The organism is Bacillus sp. (in: firmicutes) (assembly GCF_031983925.1).
Classification (GTDB): Bacteria; Bacillota; Bacilli; order Bacillales; family Bacillaceae_G; genus Bacillus_A; species Bacillus_A pacificus.
On the sequence record NZ_DALYZR010000004.1, the window covers coordinates 274,443 to 299,103 of the forward strand.

General features: G+C 34.3%; 23 protein-coding genes and 4 pseudogenes. 13 read left to right on the plus strand and 14 right to left on the minus strand.

From position 1 onward, the window contains the following. The 3 genes and pseudogenes from RTP99_RS16390 to RTP99_RS16400 all read right to left on the minus strand — a co-directional run. Positions 1–780 (minus strand): annotated as a pseudogene (locus RTP99_RS16390) (S-layer homology domain-containing protein); the annotation flags it as partial. Between the two features lie 166 nt (positions 781–946). Beyond that, entirely contained in the window at positions 947–1,279 is a 333-nt protein-coding gene (locus RTP99_RS16395) for a hypothetical protein (RefSeq protein ID WP_000415599.1), read from the minus strand. A 184-nt stretch (positions 1,280–1,463) separates the two neighbouring features. Beyond that, a complete protein-coding gene (locus tag RTP99_RS16400; protein ID WP_041184715.1) occupies positions 1,464–1,679 on the minus strand; it encodes a hypothetical protein in 216 nt (71 codons plus the stop codon). 162 nt (positions 1,680–1,841) lie between these two features. On the opposite strand from RTP99_RS16400, the gene hpt reads away from it, so the two are divergent. After that, positions 1,842–2,369 carry a hypoxanthine phosphoribosyltransferase gene (hpt, locus tag RTP99_RS16405; RefSeq protein ID WP_001019304.1) on the plus strand — a complete coding sequence of 176 codons (528 nt, stop codon included), beginning with the start codon at positions 1,842–1,844 and terminating at the stop codon, positions 2,367–2,369. A gap of 82 nt (positions 2,370–2,451) precedes the next feature. Next, complete coding sequence (locus RTP99_RS16410; RefSeq protein WP_046648685.1) at positions 2,452–3,354, plus strand: diacylglycerol/lipid kinase family protein; 903 nt, start codon at positions 2,452–2,454, stop codon at positions 3,352–3,354. 60 nt (positions 3,355–3,414) lie between these two features. Here the strand turns inward: RTP99_RS16410 and RTP99_RS16415 are convergent, their stop codons facing one another. Continuing rightward, positions 3,415–4,095: a DUF7003 family protein gene (locus RTP99_RS16415; protein ID WP_001168353.1), complete on the minus strand. Its 681-nt coding sequence runs from the start codon at positions 4,093–4,095 to the stop codon at positions 3,415–3,417. A gap of 229 nt (positions 4,096–4,324) precedes the next feature. On the opposite strand from RTP99_RS16415, the gene RTP99_RS16420 reads away from it, so the two are divergent. Next, positions 4,325–5,047, plus strand: coding sequence for a glycosyltransferase family protein (locus tag RTP99_RS16420; protein WP_000461062.1), 723 nt, complete (start codon positions 4,325–4,327; stop codon positions 5,045–5,047). A 133-nt stretch (positions 5,048–5,180) separates the two neighbouring features. Here RTP99_RS16420 and RTP99_RS16425 read toward each other — a convergent pair. Then, positions 5,181–5,291 (minus strand): annotated as a pseudogene (locus RTP99_RS16425) (DUF7003 family protein); the annotation flags it as partial. 208 nt (positions 5,292–5,499) lie between these two features. Here RTP99_RS16425 and RTP99_RS16430 point away from each other — a divergent pair. Then, positions 5,500–5,961: pseudogene (locus tag RTP99_RS16430) on the plus strand (Rpn family recombination-promoting nuclease/putative transposase); the annotation flags it as partial. Between the two features lie 71 nt (positions 5,962–6,032). Here the strand turns inward: RTP99_RS16430 and RTP99_RS16435 are convergent. The 5 genes and pseudogenes from RTP99_RS16435 to RTP99_RS16455 all read right to left on the minus strand — a co-directional run. Further along, positions 6,033–6,176, minus strand: a pseudogene (locus tag RTP99_RS16435) (FtsX-like permease family protein); the annotation flags it as partial. Positions 6,177–6,386: 210 nt separating this feature from the next. After that, the gene (locus RTP99_RS16440; RefSeq protein WP_000418909.1) at positions 6,387–6,977 is read right to left on the minus strand and encodes a DedA family protein; all 591 of its coding nucleotides are present in this window, start codon (positions 6,975–6,977) and stop codon (positions 6,387–6,389) included. Beyond that, complete coding sequence (locus RTP99_RS16445) at positions 6,977–7,555, minus strand: class I SAM-dependent methyltransferase (RefSeq protein WP_001176075.1); 579 nt, start codon at positions 7,553–7,555, stop codon at positions 6,977–6,979. Before RTP99_RS16445 ends, RTP99_RS16440 begins: the two co-directional genes overlap by 1 nt. 142 nt (positions 7,556–7,697) lie before the next feature. After that, a complete protein-coding gene (locus RTP99_RS16450; protein WP_000176128.1) occupies positions 7,698–9,647 on the minus strand; it encodes an ABC transporter permease in 1,950 nt (649 codons plus the stop codon). Continuing rightward, a complete protein-coding gene (locus RTP99_RS16455; protein WP_000859654.1) occupies positions 9,634–10,404 on the minus strand; it encodes an ABC transporter ATP-binding protein in 771 nt (256 codons plus the stop codon). Before RTP99_RS16455 ends, RTP99_RS16450 begins: the two co-directional genes overlap by 14 nt. Positions 10,405–10,709: 305 nt before the next feature. Between RTP99_RS16455 and RTP99_RS16460 the strand changes: the two genes are divergently transcribed. Then, positions 10,710–11,582: an AraC family transcriptional regulator gene (locus RTP99_RS16460; protein WP_000377724.1), complete on the plus strand. Its 873-nt coding sequence runs from the start codon at positions 10,710–10,712 to the stop codon at positions 11,580–11,582. A 45-nt stretch (positions 11,583–11,627) separates the two neighbouring features. On the opposite strand, the gene RTP99_RS16465 is transcribed toward RTP99_RS16460, so the two are convergent. Both RTP99_RS16465 and RTP99_RS16470 read right to left on the minus strand, forming a co-directional pair. Further along, positions 11,628–12,266, minus strand: a complete 639-nt coding sequence (locus RTP99_RS16465) for an SdpI family protein (protein ID WP_001225597.1) — start codon at positions 12,264–12,266, stop codon at positions 11,628–11,630. Then, positions 12,263–12,535 (minus strand): autorepressor SdpR family transcription factor, encoded by a 273-nt coding sequence (locus RTP99_RS16470; protein WP_001070523.1) that lies wholly within the window; start codon positions 12,533–12,535, stop codon positions 12,263–12,265. Before RTP99_RS16470 ends, RTP99_RS16465 begins: the two co-directional genes overlap by 4 nt. Before the next feature lie 208 nt (positions 12,536–12,743). On the opposite strand from RTP99_RS16470, the gene RTP99_RS16475 reads away from it, so the two are divergent. The 6 genes from RTP99_RS16475 to RTP99_RS16500 all read left to right on the plus strand — a co-directional run bounded on the left by RTP99_RS16475 (position 12,744) and on the right by RTP99_RS16500 (position 21,339). Continuing rightward, positions 12,744–13,439: a response regulator transcription factor gene (locus tag RTP99_RS16475; protein WP_000276733.1), complete on the plus strand. Its 696-nt coding sequence runs from the start codon at positions 12,744–12,746 to the stop codon at positions 13,437–13,439. Positions 13,440–13,441: 2 nt separating this feature from the next. After that, positions 13,442–14,464: a sensor histidine kinase gene (locus RTP99_RS16480; protein WP_000765346.1), complete on the plus strand. Its 1,023-nt coding sequence runs from the start codon at positions 13,442–13,444 to the stop codon at positions 14,462–14,464. Between the two features lie 94 nt (positions 14,465–14,558). Then, positions 14,559–16,529, plus strand: coding sequence for an FtsX-like permease family protein (locus RTP99_RS16485; RefSeq protein WP_000145073.1), 1,971 nt, complete (start codon positions 14,559–14,561; stop codon positions 16,527–16,529). Positions 16,530–16,641: 112 nt separating this feature from the next. After that, positions 16,642–18,597 carry an ABC transporter permease gene (locus RTP99_RS16490; protein WP_000145016.1) on the plus strand — a complete coding sequence of 652 codons (1,956 nt, stop codon included), beginning with the start codon at positions 16,642–16,644 and terminating at the stop codon, positions 18,595–18,597. A gap of 19 nt (positions 18,598–18,616) precedes the next feature. Beyond that, entirely contained in the window at positions 18,617–19,369 is a 753-nt protein-coding gene (locus RTP99_RS16495) for an ABC transporter ATP-binding protein (RefSeq protein WP_000393245.1), read from the plus strand. Next, positions 19,366–21,339 carry an FtsX-like permease family protein gene (locus RTP99_RS16500; RefSeq protein WP_000144908.1) on the plus strand — a complete coding sequence of 658 codons (1,974 nt, stop codon included), beginning with the start codon at positions 19,366–19,368 and terminating at the stop codon, positions 21,337–21,339. Before RTP99_RS16495 ends, RTP99_RS16500 begins: the two co-directional genes overlap by 4 nt. A 50-nt stretch (positions 21,340–21,389) precedes the next feature. Here the strand turns inward: RTP99_RS16500 and RTP99_RS16505 are convergent, their stop codons facing one another. Continuing rightward, positions 21,390–21,581, minus strand: coding sequence for a YjcZ family sporulation protein (locus tag RTP99_RS16505; protein WP_001290390.1), 192 nt, complete (start codon positions 21,579–21,581; stop codon positions 21,390–21,392). A 277-nt stretch (positions 21,582–21,858) separates the two neighbouring features. Here RTP99_RS16505 and RTP99_RS16510 point away from each other — a divergent pair, with 277 nt between their 5' ends. Beyond that, positions 21,859–22,452, plus strand: coding sequence for a TetR/AcrR family transcriptional regulator (locus RTP99_RS16510; RefSeq protein ID WP_000132253.1), 594 nt, complete (start codon positions 21,859–21,861; stop codon positions 22,450–22,452). A gap of 47 nt (positions 22,453–22,499) precedes the next feature. Next, positions 22,500–23,171 (plus strand): YqeB family protein, encoded by a 672-nt coding sequence (locus tag RTP99_RS16515; RefSeq protein ID WP_000710359.1) that lies wholly within the window; start codon positions 22,500–22,502, stop codon positions 23,169–23,171. A gap of 90 nt (positions 23,172–23,261) precedes the next feature. On the opposite strand, the gene gntP is transcribed toward RTP99_RS16515, so the two are convergent. Then, on the minus strand, positions 23,262–24,587 hold the full coding sequence (gntP, locus tag RTP99_RS16520; RefSeq protein ID WP_000356175.1) for a gluconate permease GntP: 1,326 nt from the start codon (positions 24,585–24,587) through the stop codon (positions 23,262–23,264). Positions 24,588–24,661 lie beyond the last annotated feature (74 nt).

Consider the following 24,661-nt stretch of genomic DNA (forward strand, 5'->3'; position numbering starts at 1 on the left):
TTTTAATTCAAGCTCTTGCTTCACCTGTTCTTCTTTCTGTTTTAATTCAAGCTCTTGCTTCACCTGTTCTTCTTTCTGTTTTAATTCAAGCTCTCGCTTCGCCTGTTCTTCTTTCTGTTTTAATTCAAGTTCTTGCTTCGCCTGTTCTTCCTGCTGTTTTCGTTCAAGTTCTTGCTTTATTCGTTGCTCCAGCTCTAGTTGTTGCTTCTTCAATTCTTCCTGCTGTTTTCGCAATTCATCTTGTTGCTTCTTTAACTCTTCCTTCTTTTTTTGTTCTTCAAATTCTTCATGAACTTTTTCTTCTTGGCCATTGTTTTCTTTTACTTCTACTCCATCCTTTTCTTTAAGTTCTTCTTGGCTTTTTAATTCATTCGTTTTTTTCTCTTGATCATTGCTCTTTACCTGTAATGGATTCTTCTCTTCAAGTTCTTCTTGCTGCTTTTTCAGCTCATTTAATTCCTGATACACTTCTTCTATCTGTACGTTATGTTCACCAGCTTGTTCCAGTAACTCTTCTTTTTTCTGTTTTAAATCATCTATTTTAATAAATAATTCTTCCTGCTGTTTTAAAATTTCTTCTCTTTTTTCTAATTTCATTTCTCGTTCTTTTGCAGCTTCTAATTGTTTTTGTAATTCACTTTTCTCATTGCTCTGCATATGCGATACAGCTTCTATACTATTTCTCGTTTTATTTTCAATTTCAGCTAGAGAGCTAGAAGGAAATGTTAATAGATTTGTCGCTAACAAACTCGCTACTGCAATTACACTATATGTTTTCATCATACACACACCTTTTCAAATTTTATTACGTTCATATTTTCATACTAAATGTAAAATGTAAGATTCCTCCATAATCATAACAAATTTTTCCTCAAACAAAAGACTTTTTGCAAAAAAGAAAAAGAGCACTGTATCAATGCTCTTTTCGGGTGTGTGTCTCAATTATTTACATGTTACTTTCGCGTGATTTAGAAGTAGAACGGGCCGGAGCGATAACTAATTGTCTCGGCTCAGTTTTCTTTAAGTGATTTTTGACGTTACACTTACGACGTTGAACAACCCACGCTTTAATAGGGTTTGTCAAAATAATTTTTTGCTCTTCGTTAGGGGCCTCTTCTTCCAACCTACAACTTTCGCTCCATTTATTCCATTTCATTGTAAATTTAGAAGAAGAATGATCGTCTTCTCGATCAAACAAGTGCAAAAAATCCATTTCGCCAGCTAGCATTACGGTGTTGCTAGTTGCTAAAAAAGAAAAGGTCGTCCAACGTTTCTCCATGCCCTCCTACTCCTTTTTCACATATAGAGTGCCTAAAACTGAATTTACCTAAAATATGCTTGCCTTTTACCTTACACCCATAGTTTATCCAAAACACTACTATGCAACTATCGATTTCCCTTACAACTACCTTACATTTTTGTAAGAAACAAAAAAACCTTCACTATGCATATGTGAAGGTCTCTTATTTCTTATCTATATGATCTTTCATATCATCAAGTCCAGCTTCTTGTAGCTGCGACATCATACCATGAGAAATTGCGCCTAATACTAAAGTCATTCCAATTAGTGAAATCCGAATCGCTGGTACATCAATTATGTAAGCTAACAAGCCAAGAACAATTGTTAAAAGTAATGCTTTTATAAATGTTGCACTTGTATAATCTTTCTTTTTCATCATAATCACCCTTTATGGAAGCGTTTTCTTTATTATAATCAGTATATCATATCATCTGACTATTTTGTGGGTATTTTTGTAAAAAACTTATATCTTCTTTGACTTTTTCCTTTCTATCCTTTACAGTCGAAATGTTCGCAAGTTTTACACTGTAGGAGGACTCCAATGAATATTGAAATAAAAGACACTTTAATTTCTGAAGAACAATTACAAGAAAAAGTAAAAGAACTAGCACTTCAAATCGAACGTGATTTTGAAGGAGAAGAAATCGTAGTCATCGCTGTATTAAAAGGATCTTTCGTATTCGCTGCTGATTTAATTCGTCACATTAAAAACGATGTAACAATCGACTTTATTTCTGCATCTAGCTACGGAAATCAAACAGAAACAACTGGCAAAGTAAAACTATTAAAAGATATCGATGTAAACATTACTGGAAAAAATGTAATTGTTGTAGAAGACATTATCGATTCTGGTTTAACACTTCACTTCTTAAAAGATCACTTCTTTATGCATAAGCCGAAGGCACTCAAATTCTGTACATTACTCGATAAACCTGAGCGTCGTAAAGTAGACTTAAAAGCTGAATATGTTGGCTTCCAAATTCCAGACGAATTTATCGTTGGCTACGGTATCGACTGTGCAGAAAAATATCGTAACTTACCATTTATCGCTTCAGTTGTAACGGAATAATATAATAAAATAAACTTTCATCAATTACTGGTGGAAGTTTATTTTCTATCACAATTCGTAAAAGACAAAGGGAGAGAAAAAAATGACAAAGACAAAATTTGAAAAAGTACTCCTCATCGTAAATCCAAAAGCTGGACAAGGCGACTTACATACAAATTTGGCGAAAATCGTACCACCTCTTGCGGCTACTTTTCCTGACTTACATATCCTTCATACGAAAAAGCAAGGTGATGCAACGAAATATTGCCAAGAGTTTGCTAGTAAAGTAGATTTAATTATCGTCTTTGGTGGTGACGGCACTGTATTTGAATGCACAAATGGCTTAGCGCCTCTTGAAACGAGACCTACACTTGCAATTATTCCAGGCGGAACTTGCAATGACTTCTCTCGCACACTCGGCGTTCCGCAAAACATTGCAGAAGCAGCAAAACTTATCACTAAGGAACATGTAAAACCAGTTGATGTTGCAAAAGCGAACGGACAACATTTCTTAAACTTCTGGGGCATTGGACTCGTATCTGAAGTATCAAACAATATCGATGCAGAAGAGAAAGCAAAGCTTGGTAAAATTGGTTACTACTTAAGCACTATTCGAACTGTTAAAAATGCTGAAACATTCCCAGTTAAAATCACGTACGACGGACAAGTATATGAAGACGAAGCTGTCCTTGTTATGGTTGGAAACGGTGAATATCTTGGCGGTATCCCGTCCTTTATCCCAAACGTAAAGTGCGATGACGGCACACTTGATATTTTCGTCGTCAAATCAACAGGCATTCAAGCGTTTAAAGATTATATCGGAAAGAAACTATTTGAAGACTCAAATGAAAATGACATCTTCCACGTAAAAGCGAAATCCATTCATATTGAAACAGAAGAAGAAAAAGAAGTAGATACAGATGGAGAAAGCTCACTGCATACACCTTGTCATATTGAAGTATTACAAGGGCACTTTACGATGATTTATAATCCTGCGGTTGTGTAATACAAAAAGACGAGCTAAAGTTTTAACATTTTAGCTCGTCTTTTTTATTAGAAAGATATTTTAATATGAGTTTTCGTAATCAAACTCCACCCAATTTTTCCAATGTGTATTAGCGTTCTTATTCACAATAACACTTGGATCTTTCTTCTCTATTGCAGCGGATACTGATTGGAAGAATTCATTTTCACTTACTTTTTCGTCTTCAACATGTTTCCATTCTTCCGTTTCATACGCTACTTCCCAATCACCTTCTAAACCGCACTCTTCTAAAATTTCTTCTTTATCCCACCATACTAATTTTCGAGCTTCATCATTAGTAGCAAGCATACGCATGAAATATGTTGGATAAGACTCTATCGTTTGTACTTCTATTCCATGATTCACATAATCTTCTTCTGTAAATTGATATTCAAAATGATGCTCGCGAATTTTGAAACTGCCGTTATAAATATCCGGTATAAAATTACCTTCATCATCAAATAATTCATAATCTCCATCATTTAATTGCAAAATTCCATCATCACCAATTGAATGGTTTATTCTATCTCCATATACTTGAATATCATTACATACACCTAATGAACCTACACCGACAACCTGAAATACCATTAACCAATCTTTATTATCTTTAAAGAAAAGAGAGAATTTCACTTGTGAAATATCCATATATTCATTATCAAAGGCAGGAAATTCATAGTTACTTTGTTTTTTATCTAATAACCTTAAAATCTCTTTTTGCACATGTATCACCTTTTCATTAATATTATCTAACGTTTACCGTGTTCTCATGTAGCTAGAAAAATTCCTCTTTCATCACTATTCGTATACTCAATCTACCTTAACAAAACTGCTTTTCCTACTTCCATCATATATAGGCCGCACACCGCTTCCATTCCTCTTACTTACGCATATATTGGAATGTTGTTTCTAATGCAGTGTATTTTATTTTTGCTGGGAGGTGTTATAAATCATGTTCGAATGTAAGAACGAACTAAGTCTTTCTAATATAGAAAACTTAAAATATAATTCCAACATTCCTATAATAGTGATAGCCTTCAATAATGTCACTTATGTAAAAAATATGTTAAAACAATTAGAAAACAAAAAGATAAAAAATGAAGATATATGGATTTGGGATAATAATTCAACCGCTCCTGCTTTGCTTGCTTTTTATGAGCAAATATCAACTAAATATAATTTAGTAAAGAATGCAGAGAACTATGGGCCACGTTTTTTTGTAATTCCCTATTTTTTCGATTTACTTCCAGATTTCTTTGCTGTAACTGATCCTGATTTATCTTTTAATGAAAAAATGCCAGATAACTTTTTAGAGTATTTAAAGCAATTAACAATTGAGCTTTCACTCTTTAAAGCCGGACTTGCTTTAGACATTATACCTACGCCTAATTTCAACTGGGACCTCATGTCAAACGAGGAATGTACAGTAACAGAATGGGAAATGCAGTATTGGCTTTTTCCTATAACTAAATACAATAACCCTAAAGTTTTCAACGCTGGGATTGATACGACTTTTGCTGTTTACAATAAAAAATTTATTAGTAACGGTTTTTATAATGCCGTAAGGGTAGCTGATAATTTTACATGTAAACATCTGCCTTGGTATAAAGACAATATAATTTCAGAAGAAGAAAAAAATATGTTAAATACTAAATGGGCTAACTGGCATGAATAAAGTGAAACTTTATTCAGTGGTTTTTCTCTTCATCCCCCACCTAACTTCTTTGCTTCCGCTGCATTTTGAGGTGGGGGTCTTACTGTCCGTTAATGCGAGATAAATAATACAGAGCTTAAATGGTGAATTGCGCTCAAATGTTCCAGTGCGTATTACAATCCTTATTCACGATAATGGTTGGATCTTTTTTCTTTATTGCAGCGGCTACTGATTGGAAGAATTCATAGTTACTTTGTTTTCTATCTAATAGTTTCAAAATATCTGTTTGCATATGTATCATCTTCATCCCAATATAAAGTGAAACTTTAATCGGTGGGGGTCTTACTGCCCATTAAAGTCGGATAAACTTTTCAATTTCACTAGAGTATAACATAGATATGCTTGCCTGTGACATTCTAACAATACTACTCAAAAATAGAAGAATGGCTTGTTTGCATACTCTAGTTATTATTAGATACAATGAAGAAAAAGTAAATCCGTGGAAAGATCCATTTGTTCGTTGGCTTTTATTGCTTTCAGCAAATGAGGATGAACACTTAACTAAAACATTGGAGGATATTGCTATGAACCGAGATCCTATTTTACAAAAAGCAATAAACAAGTGGGAACGTATGAGTCAAGATTCCTCTTTCCGACAAGCCTATGACGCAAGGGAGAAAGTTTTAATGGATGAGGCCGCAAAATTCGCCCATGCAGAGACAGAAGGTATGAAAAGGGGCATGGAAAAAGGCATGGAAAAAGGCTTAGCAAAGGGCTTAGAACAAGGTATAGAAAAAGGGCGAAAAGAAGGGGTTCAACAAGGAAAAATTCAAATGATTAAAAGTATGTATGATCTTGGTATACCACTTGAAACGATTGCTAAGGCAAGTAAATTAAGTTTGCATGAGATTGAGCATATTTTAGGATATAAATAATGATAAAAAAGCGTAAAAGAGCATAATTTACACTATGTTCTCTTACGCTTTTTTTAGTTTGAATCCATTTTTTATTTACTAACAATCCTAAAATAAGAACAAATCGTTACGTAATAATAACCAATGTAAATAACACTATACACACCGATGCTAATTAATAACGGAACTGCAATTTCATATGGAATAACTGTCGCTAATCCTTTTAGCGCAAATAAAAACTCGTACAGTTTCTTAACTTTTTCTTAATGCAGAAGAAATTTGGCATCACATCTAGGTACATGAAATTATATCGACGATTTTTCAAATATATCGAACACAACTCAAAATATATCAACGATTTTTTCAATATATCGACTTACCGACAAAAACTGACAGTAGAGACAACAAAAGAGGCTGTCCAAAAATGTATTTTGGAACAGCCTCCTCTATTTACTAACTACTGCACTTCTTTTTACATAAAACAAACTGCCAATCAAAACGACAATTACGCCAAAATACACACCATACTCTATCGCAACTGCGACAATACTTTCAATATGTTTCCCAAATAAAGAACCTAGCATAAAGTAAACGAGTGTCCAAACAAATCCTGTCGTATAAGAATACAAAGCATACATCTTAAATGACATATTATTCATCCCAACTACATACGGTACGATATGTCTTACAACCGGTATGAAGTAACTTGTAACTAACGCATAATGACCATATTTCTCTACCATTTGTTGAGATTTCAAAAGATATTTCGCCTTTTTCTTTTTCATTAGCTTATGAAGTACTTTTGTACCAAATATTTTCCCTAATATATAACCTAGCGATAGCCCAGATACAACGCCTAAATATGTTAATAAGAATGCAGGAATGCCACTTAATATCCCTAGTGAAGAGACAAAGCCACCACTCATTACAATCATTTCGTCTGGAATTGGCATACCGATAATACCTAACCATAAACAGAAAAATAAAGCCCAATAACCGTATTGTTCAATATAAGATAATAATTCATGTAATTCCATTATGCATATGCTCTCCTTAGCTCTTTTTTACAGCTAAAGACGTACGCTGGTGGGAAATTGAGCCACACCTTTTCTAGTGTAATTTCAGGGAAGAAATGCTGTATAAATCCTTTTTTCACAAGTGAATATTGAAAGGTAATAAATTTACCATTCTCATGTATCGATTCCATTACATTGTTTAAAATACGTTTTGAAACTTCTTCTGGTAAAGAGGTAAAAGGTAATCCCGATAAGACATAATCCACGCATTCTATATGGAACTCTTCCATATACTTCTTTATATTTTCAGCTGAACCGTGTACAACAATGACGTTCTGCTCATCTTTAAACTTTCTCTTTAACTCTTTGCAAAACACTTCATTAATTTCAATAAGAAGAAATATTGTTTCCTTCTTTTTTCTCTTCATAATCTCCTTCGTAAAAACCCCTGTACCAGGCCCTAACTCTACGATGCATTTCGCTCTATGAAAATCAATTACATCTACCATTTTTCTTGCTAATATTTTTGAACTTGGCGCAATTGCACCAGTATGTTTCGGATGTTTAATAAATTCGTGTAAGAATGTTATGAGTTGCATGTAACCATCTCCCCATTCGTTCAATAGTTTTTAACTTGTTTCTAAGTATAACTATCGTTTCTTAACAAAAATTGAGGAGATTTCTTAAGATTTTATGAAGAATAAAAAACAGCTATCGCCTATAGCGATAGCTGCTCCTTTATTACTTCGCACTCACAATCTTATAATAAGAACGAACCGTTAAGAAATAATATCCAATATAAATAACACCGTATACTCCGATACTAATTAGAAGCGGAATCATAATTTCAAATTGTATTAGTGTTGCTAAACCTTTTAGTGCAAATAAGCTGTGCAAAATTCCAATCACTAACGGAATTGCAAAGATAAAGCTTACTTGTTTGGCGATAGCTTTTTTCATTTCTTGTTTTGTGACCCCTATTTTGTGAAGTACAACATAACGCTCACGATCAGCATTTGCTTCTGTTAATTGTTTAAAGTAAATGATAGAACCTGTTGCTAGTAAGAATACAAGACCTAAGAACATTCCAATAAACATCATTAGTCCTGTTCCTTCAAGCCCCATATGGAAACCAGTGTAGAAATCTCTAAATGATAGTACCATTTCTGATTCACCAGCTGGCATCACTTTTGTTAATTTTTCTGTTAACACTTTACTATCTTTTTCATCTTTTACATCAATATTTTTTACAACGCGTGTTCCAAATGCTTGCTTCGCTTGTTCATACATTTCATCTGAAACGACAACAACTAGTTCACCTAAGTTTGTAATTGCAGTATTATTTGCATCCTTGATTGTTAATGTCTTCGTTTCATTTCCAATTTGGAATACCGTTTTATTTCCTTTATATGTTGGACTAAACTCATGCCCTTCCATATACGAACTATCATATATAAATGCTTCACCAGCAGCTACATTCACTGTTTCTGCGTCGATTTTTTTAGCAAATTTATTAAATTCTGACTGAGACATAAACTGATATTTCTCTGAAATCCTATAGTTCATGTTAAGAATGAAATCAACTTTGTCTCCTTCAAACTTCCCTTTTACAGGAACTGTCTCAATTTCAAATTGATCTTTGATCGGGTGATTTTTCTTCTCTTCTGCAAAAATCGCATTTACTTTCTTATCAAGCTCTGCATCTTTTTTCTCATAAGAGTAACTGTAAGGTGCAACTGCTTTTGACTGTGTAAATGTGTTGTAATACATCGTAACTGATGTACCAACTGCCGTTAATGTTACCGCGCTTAAAATAGAAATTGTCGCAAGTGACTTTGCATTTCCTTTAATACGATATAGTAGCTGTGACGTCGTTACCATATTCATACCGTTATAAAACGATGATTTATTCGTTCTTGCACGTTTCAATACGAATACTGTAAAGAACATAAATAGTAAGTACGTACCTAATACTGTTGCTAGTAAAATATAAAGTGCAACTGCCATAAAGTCTGCATATTTAACTGCCTTCATGAACATTAATGCTAAGAAATAACCTGAACCGATTAAGACAACTGAAATGAATGCCATAATGACAGATCCTTTTGGCATTGCTTCTCCTTCACGTTCTGCACGGAAAAGTTCAATTAACTTAAAGCGATAAATTAAACGATATCCTTGAAGTGATGTATACAAAATAATCACAAAGAAAATAAGTGCTGTATCAATAATGGCAGCTATCGGTACTTCAAAATGAACGTTTAAGTTTAATCCCATCATACTTACTAGCAGTTCAAGGAATAATTTCGAAAGGACGCTACCAATCGCAATTCCGATAATTAAAGACATTAATCCCATTAACATATTTTCATAAAAGAGCATTTTACCGATCTGTCTTTTACGAATACCTAATAAGGAATATAATCCAACTTCTTTTTTACGTTTCCTTGTAAAGAAACCGTTTGAATATATAATGAACACCGCTACGAATATAATTAGCATGACACTGGAAACTTGGAAAGCTCCACTAATTTTTTTAGAAGCTTCCGCAGCTTTTTCCATTTGTGAATTATATTGCAGTGCTTTAAATGTAAAGTAAATAACGATACTAAAAATCATAGATGCAAAATATACAAAGTAGTCTTTAAAGTTCCGCTGTATGTTGCGGAGGGCAATGCTAGATAAGGTCATCAGCCATACCTCCGGAAATAGAAGACATTACGTCAACGACTTGTTGGAAGAACTGTTTACGCGTTAATTCACCGCGGTGCAATTCTTTATATAACTCACCATCTTTAATGAAAATAACTCGTTTACAGTAACTTGCCGCAAACGCATCGTGCGTTACCATTAAAATTGTAGAGTTGTCATATTCATTTAGCGACTTCATACTTTCAAGTAAATCTGTTGCTGATTTAGAATCAAGCGCTCCAGTCGGCTCGTCCCCGAAAATCATACTTGGATTTGTAACGATTGCACGTGATGCCGCACATCTTTGCTTCTGTCCACCAGATACTTGATATGGGAACTGACTTAAAATATGATCAATACCGAATTTCTTTGAGATTTCAAGAACGCGGCGATCAATCTCACTCGCTTTCACTTTTGATAACGCAAGAGGTAACGCAATGTTCTCTTTTACAGTTAACGTATCTAATAAGTTATAATCTTGGAAAATGAAACCTAAATGATCGCGGCGGAATAACGCTAACTTATCATCATTCATTTTCACGATATCTTTTCCATCAATTAAAATTTCACCGTTCGTCGCATTATCAATTGTAGAAAGAACGTTTAGTAAAGTTGTCTTACCAGAACCAGAAGGTCCCATAATTCCAACGAACTCACCTTCTTTTACTTGTAAGTTAATACCTTTTAACGCTGCAAATTTATTACCACCCGTGTCATACACTTTTTCAATATTTTTTGCTTCTAACACTGTTTTCATCTCGACATCCCTCATTTCATCTATTCTCTATTTTCACTATATACATTCTCTACTTTTTCCACTATCGATGTTTCTTACACAAACATGACAGTTATGTAAGACCGGTAAGCAAAGAAATCAAAATTTAACCTAATGAATCAAAGTACTTTGTTACTATAACATTGGGATATCATGCCATCCATTCATTCTCCTTACAGGAACATTACAATTTTGTAAGGTACAAAATGTACCCTACAAAGTTGTGCACGAAATGTCGGGTGGAGCTATTTCGTTCCTGCTATTCTATGTACAGAGGAGGTCATAATATGGATTCACTTAAAAATATGAATGCTGCAATGCGCTATATCGAAAACAACTTAACAAATGAAATTAATTTTAAAAAAGTTGCGAAGCTAGCTTACTGCTCGGAATATCATTTCAAAAGAATGTTTTCTTTCCTAGCTGGCATATCACTATCAGAATACATTCGTTGTAGACGTCTTACTCTCGCTGCTTTTGAACTAAAAAATAGCGATGCAAAAGTCATTGATGTCGCTATCAAATATGGATACAACTCACCAGATTCATTCTCTCGCGCCTTTCAAAACTTACACGGCATAACACCTTCAGAGGCCCGAAATAGTAGTCATTCCTTAAAAGCCTATTCACCAATGACCTTCCAATTATCCATCCAAGGAGGAAACGAAATGAACTATCGAATTGAAGAAAAAGAACCATTTCGAATTATAGGTATTACAAAACGAGTACCGATTGTATTTAACGGTGTAAATGAAGAAATTGCTTCTATGTGGAAAAGTTTAAATCCAAAGTCCATTCAAACGTTAAAGTCACTTTCAAACATGGCACCGAATGGAATCATTAGTGCTTCTACTAACTTTTCTGAAGGCAGAATGGAGGAAAAAGGCGAACTCGATCACTACATTGGAGTAGCCACAACTAAAGATTGTCCAGAGCAATTCGCGCAACTTGAAGTCGCAGCTTCAACGTGGGCTATATTTGAAGCTGTCGGCCCATTTCCTGAAACATTACAAAACGTATGGGGCCGTATTTATTCCGAATGGTTTCCTTCCTCAAACTATGAACTAGCGGAAGGACCGGAAATATTGTGGAATGAACAGAAAGATACATCCTCTCCAAACTTTAAAAGTGAAATTTGGATACCGGTTTTGAAGAAGTGATAAAAAAACAAAGCAGCTTTTCCTTGAAAGGAAAAGCTGCTTTGTTTACATTTTTAGTTCTTTTTTATAAGCAACATAAGAATATCCCATCGTTAATCCTACTGCCCCGACAATAATTCCAATGATTAGGAAACCTTTCCACGCTACGGGGGCAAAAATACTTAAAATCATAATAACCCCTAATACAACAAACACTTTTCCGCTAAAACGGTGTGTCTTTCTCCATACTTCCTCGTTACTTAATGTCCACGGTGTTTTTATACCTACAAAGTAATTTGGTTTACATTGTGGTAAATAGTTACCTATAACTATAAATAAAAGACCAACAAGAATATGCGGTGTACTATTCATTGGAATGTCATAACCTAATCCAGCTCCAATTCCAATGATATTTACTAAAAATAATAAGATCAATACACTATAATTTATTACATTATACCCCTTAGAAAACTTATCATAATTCTTATACTTCGGATCTATCTTAGGCAATACAGTCAATAAAGCATATATAAAAACCATAATTGCCACATCAAAAATCATACCTCCCATTTTAGACATATGTCCATCTACTTCACCCGAAACATTCCAGTGACTCGGAACTTCTTCTGGTAAATTCGGCCAAGCAACGCACCATGCAATAATCGTTAAAGCAATTAATAATAACGGAAATACATGTTTTCTCATTTCCCCTCTTCCCCCTTATTCGTAAACGTAAACACCCAAGTTAATAAATCTTGAAATACAGTTGTGTTTAGAGAGTACATAACGAACTGACCTTTTTTTTCATCTTGAATAAGTTCAGCATTTTTAAGTGCGTTTAAGTGGTGTGAAATACTTGGCTTTGTCATATTGAAATGTTCAGCAATCTCACCAGCGGTTAAATCACCTTCTTTTAATAAATCTAAAATTTTTCGCCTTGTTGGATCTGCTAATGCTTTAAATGCTTGATTCAATGTCTTTCTTCCCTTCACTAATTAGACATTTAGATATTTATCTAAATGTTAAAATGATTTCGGTTAATTGTCAATTATATAAGAAGCCCTTTTTACTTTCTACGCTTTTGACATATACTGTTTACTAGCTTATCTTTCAACTTAATGAAAAGACTTGAAACACATGATACACTATAGCTACAATTGTTTTTTTAGGAGGAATATACATATGTATAAAATTTTAATCGTTGAAGACGATCCAAATATTTCATCATTACTGCAATCTCATATTCAAAAGTACGGTTACGACGCTGTTGTTACTGAAAACTTTGATGATATTATGGAATCGTTTAACACAGTGAAACCACATCTTGTTTTACTTGATGTAAACTTACCGAAATTCGATGGATTCTACTGGTGCCGTCAAATACGTCATGAATCTACTTGTCCAATTATTTTCATTTCAGCACGTGCTGGTGAGATGGAACAAATTATGGCGATTGAAAGCGGTGCGGATGATTATATTACGAAACCGTTCCACTACGACGTTGTAATGGCGAAAATTAAAGGTCAATTACGCCGCATTTACGGTGATTATGCACCAAACATTTCTGAACGTATCGTTGAAGTAGAAGGATTAAAATTATTCCCTGAACGTCCAGAAATTCATTTTGGATCTGAGCAAGTTCTTTTAACGAAGAAAGAAGCTATTTTAGCAGAAATGTTATTATCTAAATTCCCTCGTACAGCGAGCCGTGAAGATTTGTTAGCTGCGCTTTGGGATGACGAGAGCTTTGTTGAAGAAAACACATTAAACGTAAACATTACGCGTCTTCGTAAAAAGTTCAATGAGCTTGGTATTGAAAATGCTATTGAAACAGTGCGCGGACTTGGGTATCGTTTTAACGCAACTTGGAGTGAATAAGCATGAAGCTATTTCTACGTGATCATTTTGCATTTTTTCTACTGTACGTATTAAACTTCGGTATCATTTTCGTTCTTTATGATGCAGTAGATGGATTTCAAAATAATAAATTTTACTTCGTCGTTTTAAGCTTATACTTATTTATTTGTTTCCTCGCTTACCGTTACGTTCGCAATCGTAGAATGTACCATAGATTAAGTGAACAACCAGAAAAAATGGAAGATGCATTTATTGAAAGAGCAACTGCTCCGATGCCTCACGGTGTAAATGAACTCGTGCGCACGCAGTATCGTCTATTCCAAAAAGAACTACAATCGTACGAAGTAAAACAGCAAGAACATCAATTATTTATTAACCACTGGGTGCATCAAATGAAGACACCCGTTTCTGTTATGCAGCTTATGGTGCTCGAAATGGAAGATGAACATTTAATTCCGAAATTCAAAAAAGAATTAGAACGATTAAATCAAGGACTCGATATGGCTTTATACATGGCAAGGTTAAATAACTTCCATGAAGACTTCCATGTTGAGACGATTTCATTAAAAGACACGGTAACAAAAAATATTAATGGATTAAAAGAACTATTCATTCGAAACGGGGTCTTCCCTGTTTTAGAAGTTCATTCTGATTTAAAGGTTGCCTCTGATGCGAAATGGCTAAAATTTATCATCTATCAGTTAATGACAAATGCTGTCCGTTACTCTGGTGAGCGCGGAAAGAAAGTATTCTTATCCGCTTACCGAAATGGAAAAGATATTATTTTAGAAGTTCGTGATGAAGGTGTTGGGATTCCGCAAGAAGATATTCGAAGAGTATTCGAACCGTTTTACACTGGGAAAAACGGCCGTACATTCGGAGAATCTACTGGTATGGGGCTTTATATTGTAAGTAAAATTTGTGATTATTTAGGTCACTCTGTCAAACTAGATTCTGAAGTTGGGAAAGGAACGACGATTAAAATCATCTTCCACAACGCTGCAAATAATCAAGCAGAACATACGGAGAAGGTGACCAAAGCATGATCGTAACATATGCTAGCAAAATGTATGAGAACTTACTCTCATACATTTTTTGCAATAAAACTACATATTTTCCTTCTAGCGGGAGGTACGTATTATGACATTTTGGCAGTTTGCCTTTAAAAATGTAACACGTAATTCCAGAGCTTATTTTGCTTATTTCGTAAGCAGTTCTTTTTCCATTGCTGTTTTCTTTTCGTTTGCTGTTTATTTATTTCATCCTAAATTACAAAATTTTAGTATGATCTCAGAAATTTCAGGATTAATGATTTTTTCAGAAGTTATCATTGTCTTGTTCTCGTTCTTCTTTCTACTTTATTCAATCGGATCGTTTTTAAAGGTTCGGAAAAAGCAATTTGGTGTGTTAACCGTTTTAGGTATATCAAAAAAGCAATTACATCGACTCATTTTCACTGAAAATATGTTAATTGGTATTTTATCTATCTTTTTCGGCATGCAGTTTGGACTTGTCTTTTCGCAATTTTTCTTATTAGTAACAGCCAAACTTACTCATGTCCCAGGCATATATTTATACTGGCCTACTAACGCAATCATTTTAACGACAATTGTTTTTCTCAGTCTCTTTATCGTTGTATCTACATTCACACCGATGCTCATTCGAACAAGAAAAACAGTCTATCTTTTAAAGGCGAATACCAGTAAGCGAAAAGAAAGAAAGCCATCTATACTTATTTCTCTATTTGGCACTATATGTTTAGTAGGCGGCTACGCTTTAGCTGGAAACCCAAAATATTTCGTTTCATTAGACCCAAAAATAGGAATGATATATATGGTTTCTAGTATTTTTCTTATTCCACTGCTCGTTTCGATTGGAACGTATTTCTTCTTTTCACAAATTAGTTTCTTACTCATACATATTTTGAAAAAAAGACGAAATTTCTATATGAAACGTATTAATATGCTTTGGATTTCTGACTTGGCTAGCCGTATTCGGACAAATATTAATATGCTTTTTATCGTAGCAATGTTATCTACTATTGCCTTTACGATGATTACCTTTTTATACGGATTTGGGAAGTTTATGAAGTTAGAGGCTGAAAGGATTTCTCCATTCGCATTTTCTTATGTATCATACGAAGCAAATCCATTTACTTCCCAGCACTTAAATTGGCTAGAGAAACGATTACAAGATGAAAAATTCTCTTATGACAAAATTAAAGTGGAGTTATATGCTACACCGTTAAAAGAAGACGAGAGCGTCGGAGATTACAATGACATATACGCCATTAAACAAAGTGATTATAATAAGCTTGCCAATTCCTTACAACTAAAAAAACTATTTATGAACGATAGCGAAGCATATGTCTTAGCTGGATCATCCTATTTCCCGATATTTAACGCGTTAGATGACAGTTACACTAGAGAACACATTACACTTTCTGATACAAATTATAAATTACAAGTAAAAGGATATGAAGCTGTTAATGCCATTCCATCTTATTTTGCACATCAAACATTAGTATTATCTGACTCTGTCATTCACAATCTCCCCAATGGGACGAAACATGTAACAAGCTATAATTACAACGTACAAAACTGGGAGAATACATACACAATTGCTGATGAATTTATAAAACAAATCGATAAAGACCGTGCAAGTATTAAGAACGATGGACCGCTCGTTCTTGCTTACGAATCGGGCAATTCCCTATACAGAATTAAATCAGGGAGTGCTTCCTATTTCTTAATCGGTACTTTCCTCGGAATCATTTTCTTTATTGGTGCCGGCAGTGTACTTTACTTCCGTATGTATACCGATTTAGCAAACGAACAAGAAAAGTACGTAACGATTACCAAGATTGGTTTAACAGAGTCAGAAATGAAGCGCTCAGCGACCATTCAACTTGCCATCCTATTTTTCGTTCCATACATTATGGCTTCTATTCATACTATGTTTGCAACGAAGATGTTACAGGATGTTATTAGTATATCTTTATTCGCTGAAATTACAGTCGTACTTGTCATTTTCGGGACAGTGGAGATTATCTTTTTCCTACTAATTCGTTCACTCTATATGCAGAAGTTATCGCAACATATTCAGGTTTAAATTATAGAAAGGTGAGCTTTATGGAAAAAGTATTACACATAAAAATAAAAGAGTATGAGGAATATTCCCCTCATACTCCTTTGACGTTAACTCTATTAAGGAGGCTAGGCAAATGACATTTTGGCAGTTTGCATTTAAAAACGTCACACGAAACGCCAGAGCTTATTTCGCCTATTTTGTAAGCAGTGCGTTCTCTATCGCAATCTTTTTCTCGTTTGCGGTTTATTTATTTCATCCTAAACTACATATGACAGGCGTAAATGCTGCTCTGAACATATTAATGACAATTTCAGAAATTGTCATTGTATTCTTTTCATTTTTCTTTTTACTATATTCAATCGGTACTTTCTTAAAAGTACGAAAAAAGCAATTTGGGATTTTAACAGTACTTGGCATATCCCAAAAACAATTAAAGAGACTCGTATTTCTAGAAAACATGCTAATTGGTGTTCTTTCCATCTTTTTCGGCATTCAACTTGGACTTGTCTTCTCGCAGTTCTTTTTATTAGTTACTGCCAAGATTACACATGTTCCTGGTTTATATTTATATTGGCCAACAGCTGCCATTATTTTAACTATGATCATTTTTCTAGGACTCTTCATTCTCGTCTCATCGTTTACGCCGATGCTCATTCGGACGAGGAAGGCTGTACGTCTTTTAAAAGAAGGAACAAAACAAAAAGAAAGAAAAGCATCTGTGCTCATCTCTCTATTTGGTGCGACATGTTTAATATCTGGATACGTACTAGCAGCCAATCCGCTATATTTCATGTCGCTCGGCGACATAGTTGGGCTTTTGTACGCCGCCACCAGTATATTTCTCATTCCGTCACTTGTTACAGCTGGAACATACTTTTTCTTTTCACAAATTAGTTTTTTACTCATTCGTATATTAAAAACGCGAAGAACATTTTATATGAAGCGAATTAATATGCTTTGGATTTCTGATTTAGCAGCGCGCATTCGGACAAACATTAACATGCTTTTTATTGTAGCGATGCTATCAACCCTTGCTTTTACTATGATTACATTCTTATATGGTTTTGGTAAATTTATGAAGTTCGATACAGTAAGAGAAAATCCTTTTCCTTTTACATATTTATCACATACTGAAAATACGTTGGCGGATGAACATTTAAACTGGTTAAAACAAAAATTTAATGAAGAGCAATTTACTTATAAACAATTTAAAACGGATATATATGAAGTATCTTCAGCGGAAGAAAATTCGCAGCTCTATTATGCAATTAAACAAAGTGACTATAATGTACTTGCTAAGGCTTTAAATTGGGAAACACTCACGGTAAATAAGAATGAATCTTATATTCTTATGAAAGACTTAGATGATCAAGTTATTGGAACGCTTCATAATAAAGACAAGAAAAATACTCTTACACTTACGCAAAACAATTTACAACTACAAGTGAAAGAATATAAAAGTTATAACCCATTCCCAAATCGCTTAATATACCAATTGCTCATACTATCTGATGAAAATGTAGAAGCATTATCCACTGTTTCAAAACAGATGAGTGTATATAGCTTTAAAGTTAAGGACTGGGAAAAAGCTAATAACATCGGTGCGGTATTCATAGACAAAATTAATACTGACGGGAACAACATTCAAGCAGAGCACCCGCCTTTCCATGCAAGTGAAGCGAGCGATTCTCTATACACAACAAAACAAAATGTCGCTTCGTTCTTCTTAATTGGTACTTTCTTAGGTGTTATTTTCTTTATTGGTGCTGGCAGTGTTCTTTACTTCAGGATGCATACAGATTTAACAAATGAACAAGAAAAGTATGTAACGATTACAAAAATTGGTTTAACAGAAGCCGAAATGAAACGATCTGCTACAATTCAACTTGCGATTCTTTTCTTTGTTCCGTACATTATGGCATCAATTCATACGATGTTTGCGACAAAGATGCTGCAAGAAGTTTTACATCTCTCGTTCTTCGCTGAGATTACAGTCGTACTGGTTATTTTTGGAACAGTTGAAATTTTATTTTTCCTTTTAATTCGTTCCTTCTATATGCAAAAATTATCACAACACATTAAGTTTTAAAATTAGAAAGGTGATTATTATGGAAGAAGTATTACACATTAAAAATGTCTCAAAAGTGTATGAAGGAAAGGTCCCTCATACAGCTTTAAAAAATATAAATTTACATGTAGATAAAGGTGAATTCGTTGCGATTATGGGACCATCTGGTAGCGGTAAATCTACGTTTTTAAACGTTATTTCTACAATTGATTCTCCGACTGCTGGTGATGTCGTGATTAATGGAAAAAAACCGCACACATTTCGTAGAGAGAAGTTAGCTGTTTTCCGCCGCCAAGAGCTAGGATTTGTTTTCCAAAACTTTAACCTACTAGATACACTAACAATCGGTGAAAATATCGTACTACCTTTAACATTAGATAATGTTCCTTTAAAAGAAATGGATGAAAAGCTCGATAACATTTCAAAAAAACTTGGAATTGATCATATTTTAGACAAGCGTATCTTTGAAGTGTCAGGAGGACAAGCACAGCGTACCGCAGTAGCACGTGCTGTTATTCATCATCCGTCTCTTTTACTTGCCGATGAACCGACAGGAAATTTAGATTCAAAAGCGGCAATTGACGTGATGGAACTATTTACGAAATTGAACAAAGAAGAAGATGCAACAATTTTAATGGTTACGCACGATCCATTCGCAGCAAGTTATTGTAACCGCGTCATTTTCATTAAAGATGGCGAACTTTACAATGAACTACACCGCGGATTGTACCGAGAGAAATTTTATCAAGAAATATTGGATGTTCTAGCATTACTAGGAGGAAGACGTGGATGACATTTTGGCAATTTGCATTTAAAAATGTCTCGCGTAATTCTAAAGCATATTTCGCTTATTTTGTAAGTAGTGCGTTCTCTATCATGGTTTTCTTTTCATTTACTGTATACGCGTATCATCCACGCTTACAAATTATGAATAAATTACAGGAACAAGATCCGCTCATGAACTTAGCTGGAATGGCACAGTTTGTTATCGTCTTGTTCTCGTTCTTCTTTCTCTTATATTCTATTGGGACATTTTTAAATGTACGAAAACAACAATTTGGCATTTTAACTGTTCTCGGTATATCCCAAAAACAATTAAAACGTCTTTTGTTTACTGAAAATATGATCATTGGAATACTCGCTATCTTTGTAGGTATTCAAGGCGGTCTTGTGTTTTCTAACTTTTTCTTACTCGTTACTTCTAAATTAACAAGTGCAAAAGGCCTCTATTTATATTGGCCAACAGAAGCAATTATCGTTACAACCGTAACTTTTATTATTTTATTTTTCATCGTATCTACGTTTACACCGATGTTCATTCGTACTCGTAAAACAACACAGCTCATTAAAGGGACTAAAAAAGGCGATAAAGAAAAAAAACCATCTATACTCATTTCGATATTCGCTTTAATTTGCTTAGCAGTATGTTATTATATCGCTGGTTATCCGCAAGGCTACATAACAGAAAAAAATGTTCAAAATGGATCTGTATTATTTATCATGTTATCTATTTTGCCACTCGTAGTAGTCGGAACATATTTATTCTTTTCCCAAACATTTCTTCTCTTTATCTTGATTTTAAAAAGACGAAGAAAGTTTTATATGAAGCAAATAAATATGTTATGGATTTCAGATTTAACTAGCCGCACTCGTAGTAATATTAATGTGCTCTTTATCGTTTCTATGTTATCGGCACTTGCATTTACAATTATTATCGGACTATTTGCCGCTAATAATAATACAAAAGCATCGATACTAGAACGATATCCTTTCCCCTTCACATACATATCCGTAGGAGAAAGTGTACTAGAGCAAAAGCACACTGCTACAATTGAAACAGAGCTTACAAATGCTAATTTTCAATACAATAAATACAAATCTACAGTATTAAAAGATACAGCTTCAAACGAAGACGTTGCTCTTATGAAAATGAGTGACTATAACGCACTCGCTAAACAATTAAAGAGACCGAAAATAACTCTGGATTCTACACAAGTTTATATTATGTCTCGTTACTCGCCAGAACTTTTAAATCTTGTATCAAATCCATTTGCTAAACAAAATACGATTACACTTGGCTCTAATAAAAAGGAATTTCATATTAAAGGTTTTATTAATAAAGGAATAGAACCACCCTTTGCATTGCCTCATCTCATTATTATGCAAGATAATGCAATTGAAAATATGATTCCTCATATTGAGACAATCACGATTTATAATTATTTTGTAGAGAACTGGGAAAATACAATTATTCCGACGAAAAAAATGTCGCGTACCATTCGCGATGATGTACGTGATTTTTATGAAAAACATAAAGGAGAAAATACTCAAGCCCCTTTTTCTATTTATACAGCTGCGGATGATCTAAGCTACAGCAAAGGAAATTCAATTGCCACTTTCTTTATTTGGACATTTCTCGGCTTTATTTTCTTTATCGGAGCAGCTAGTGTTTTATACTTCCGTATGTATAATGACTTAACAACTGAAAAACAAAAGTATATTACGATTACAAAGCTTGGCTTAACTGAATCGGAAATGTTTCGCTCCGCAACGATTCAATTAGGAATTTTATTTTTCGTTCCTTACATCGTTGCTGGTGTTCACACATTATTTGCCGTTAAGTTTTTACAAAGTATGTTTTCTTTCTCATTACTAAAAGAGACATGTATCGTACTCACCTTTTTCGGAATGATCGAGATTACTTTCTTCTTCTTAATTCGTTCCCTGTACATTAATAAATTATCACAGCAGATCAAAATATGAATAAAATGGCCTTGTGCGTATTGCACAAGGCCATTTTCAATAGTTTTTAATTAGCAGCAATATCCGCCGTAGCCACCATATCCGTAGCCGCCGTAACCGCCATAACCACAACCGCCTCCGCCGAAGCAGCTAGCACCGATGATGATTAATAAAATAAACAATACGATTAGAAGCGCAAAACCGCCACCGCACCCATGTCTGCGGTTACAATCATCATGTCTGTGTTCACACTTTTCGCTCATTACTCTATTCCTCCTTTAGTATCATTCATAACAAGTTCACCTTGCTCTAAATGAGGGGATTCCATTTATAGTATGTTTTCAGGGCGAATAGGAAGCTTGGCTTACTTAAAAACGGGCTTGTTTTAGGAATTGGGCTTCATCGATCGGCGGATTAGCCTTTTCAAGATGTAAGCATAAAGCATTTGACATACTTCTAATTTCTTACTAAAATTTAATTGAACGACCAATCAGTTTTTTGATTATACATTCAAATTATATAAATCAGGAGTTGAATAGCGTGACTGATTCTTTTATCGCAGAGGCTAGGCGTGAACAAATTATTCTTGCATGCATTGATACGTTAGAAGAAGTTGGATATAACAACTTAAGCTTAACGAAGGTAGCAAAAAAAGCTAAGATTAGTACTGGACTTATTTCTTATCATTTTAACGATAAGCTTTATCTTATGAATCGGACATTACAATTTTTAGTTGAGAAACAACATGAATTTATTAGCAATCGAGTACTATTAGCCCAATCTGAAATAAACAAACTAGAAGCTTTTATTGAAGCACATTTGGCTTATCAAGAAACTCATTGCAAAAATAATATTGCCTTGATTGAGATTGTCTTTAATGCAAGAAATGAAGAGAATATTCCTTATTACAGAATTGAAGACGATGAAGAAGATGATGCACTTAGAACGATGTTATTAAATATTTTGAAGACTGGTCAACAAAATGGAGTGTTTTCTAACTCTTTCCAAGCCGACACATTAGCTTCATTTATTTTAGGAGCAATCGAAGAAAGAATGCTGAAGGCAAATGCATCTATATCTATAGAAAATTACTCAGATGAGCTCATAAAAATGGTGAAGAAACTCACTATTTAAATGCCCTGATTTTGAAAAATTATATATGAAGAAAGGATGAACTACACGTGAAAAAGGCATCTGTCATTGGATTAGGTTTTTTAGAAAAATTACTTGTTATAGTAAGTCCAATCCTTTTGGGCGTTATCGGATATTTTTCGCCTAAATTAATAGAGATTATAAAAAAGATTCCCCTCTTTTCTGATTTGAAAATGATAGAATTTTTAAATTTTATTAACCCCTTCTGGCTTCCTATTATCCTCATGTCAATTGGCGCTATTGCAGGAATTTTATTTTCTTTAATTATTTATAGTGAAGCTTTAAAAATGAACATTACTTCGGAAAGCATTCATGTAAATAAGGACGATCAAAAGAAGCAAATTACTAGTTCAAATGTAAAAGCCGTTTTTGTAGATACAGGCCAAGTGGTAATCATTGATCAAGAAGACCGCGAATGGTTACGTGAAAAATCTGATATAAATCCACATAAAATTAAAGATATTTTCTTGCTGCACGGCTTTCCATGGGTGGAACAAGATCCTTATAAGCAAGACTATAGTCTATGGAAATTAGAGGATGAGCGATTTAGTAAAAATGTAAATACCATTTTGTATGAAAGACGAAATGCTATCCGAGACGGAAACTCGAAGAAAAAGAAGCACTTACGTAAAGATTTGAATGAGCTAGGAGTCTTTGTCAAAGACGATGGAGAAGATCAGTATGTCCGCTCCATTAAGTAATAGAGCGATAGAAAGCACAAAAAACGAATAAAACCTAGAGAGAAATTACATTCCCTCTAGGTTTTATTCGTTTAAATCTGATCTCCTCTCCTAAAGAAACATATTCAATAAAAGCGCAAAACCAAATGCAATAAATGATAACAATGTCTCCAGTACCGTCCACGTTTTAAACGTTTCCTTCACCGTCAAACCTAAATACTCTTTTACAAGCCAGAACCCTGCATCATTTACGTGAGAAAACATTAATGAACCTGCTCCGGTTGCTATAACGAGCAATTCTAAATTTACACCTGACATATGCTGAATAACTGGTGAAACAATCCCTGCCGCTGTCGTTAATGCTACTGTAGCCGATCCGGTCGCGATTCGAATTAAACCAGCTACCATGAAAGCAAGTACAATTGGTGATAACGATATATGTTCTGCCATTTGCGCAATCGCCGTGCCAACGCCGCTTTCAATTAATATTTGTTTAAATCCACCGCCTGCACCAATTATTAAAATAATAGAACCGACCGGTAGTAAACTTTCATCTGTTAATTTTTTAATCATCTTTTTATTAATACCTTGTCTGATTCCAAGTAAATAAAATGCTGCAAAACATGAAATAAGTAAGGCAATTACTGGGCTTCCTACAAAAACGAAAAATTCAGTCATCTTTTTCGGTAATGAAATATAAGGTGCAACGACCGATAAAATCATCAATACAACTGGTAATAAAATAATAAAGAATGAAACTTTACGACTCGGTAAATCAGTTGAGACAGTCGTAACTCGAATAAGCTCTGGTTCATTTTCAGGTATAACCTTTTTATCTACCCACTTTGCAAATATCGGTCCCGCGATAATGGCTGTTGGTAACGCGATAAGTAATGAATATAATAGTACCTTTCCTAAGTTCGCGTTATAAATACCGATTGCTGTCATCGCTCCTGGATGTGGTGGCACGAGCCCATGTACGATAGATAATCCCGCAATAACAGGTAACGCAATTAATAATATATTTTGCTTCGTCGTTTTTCGTATGGAAATAACGAGTGGTAATAAAATGACGATCCCCACTTCAAAAAATACCGGAATCCCTATAACAAATCCTGCAAATAACATAGCCCACGGTAGTTTCTTCACACCGAAAAATCGAATAAAGAAATCTGCCACTTGCATGCCGGCCCCTGAATCGGACATCATTTTTCCTAAAATTGTTCCGAGAGCTAGAATACCAACTAAATGCCCTAGTACACTACCGACACCAGTTTCATAGGCAGTCACTATTTTCGTCAAATTCAATCCAGACATGATAGCTAAAAATAAACTCGCAACTGTTAAACTAATAAATGCATGCCATTTCCACCATGATACCCCTAAAATAACAATCGCAATTGCAAGTAACGTGACGATTAATAAGTATATATCCATCTCTCATTCTCCTTACTTTATAAAGTGAAACTTTAATCAGTGGGGATTTTGTTCATCCCCCACTGATTATTAGT